Consider the following 695-nt stretch of genomic DNA (forward strand, 5'->3'; position numbering starts at 1 on the left):
CCATGGTACAGGCCGTGCGGTTGATATTGCCAAAACAGAGCTGTGGGGGAGAGTTGTCGAGAAAGAGTGCGGAAGATGCAAAGGCGTCGGCTATTCAAGGATGCCAGCAAGCGCAGCATATCGCGCTGTGACGATGCTAATCCCAAACCTTACCCAACCCACCTGGTCACGCACTGTCAAGCCGCTGTATGACGCTCTGGTGGTGCAATGCCACAAAGAAGAGTCAATCGCAGACAACATTTTGAATGCGGTCACACGTTAGCAGCATGATTGCCACGGATGGCAACATATTAACGGCATGATATTGACTTATTGAATAAAATTGGGTAAATTTGACTCAACGATGGGTTAATTCGCTCGTTGTGGTAGTGAGATGAAAAGAGGCGGCGCTTACTACCGATTCCGCCTAGTTGGTCACTTCGACGTATCGTCTGGAACTCCAACCATCGCAGGCAGAGAGGTCTGCAAAATGCAATCCCGAAACAGTTCGCAGGTAATAGTTAGAGCCTGCATAACGGTTTCGGGATTTTTTATATCTGCACAACAGGTAAGAGCATTGAGTCGATAATCGTGAAGAGTCGGCGAGCCTGGTTAGCCAGTGCTCTTTCCGTCTGGCTCTTTTACACATCTCGATCCCACGATACGGCCTCCCATCTCGTTGGCATCTTTCCGCTGGCACAGTCACAGCTAACGAT

The 695-nt window shown here is 49.6% G+C and carries 1 protein-coding gene; it reads left to right on the forward strand.

Annotation, left to right across the window (positions count from 1 at the left end; genetic code table 11):
* A partial coding sequence (locus CSC62_RS17405; protein WP_162407900.1) for an antitermination protein Q occupies nucleotides 1–262 on the forward strand: 262 nt, incomplete at its 5' end.
* Nucleotides 263–695: the final 433 nt, after the last annotated feature.

It is taken from the genome of Pseudoxanthomonas jiangsuensis (assembly GCF_010093185.1).
Lineage (GTDB): Bacteria > Pseudomonadota > Gammaproteobacteria > Xanthomonadales > Xanthomonadaceae > Pseudoxanthomonas > Pseudoxanthomonas jiangsuensis.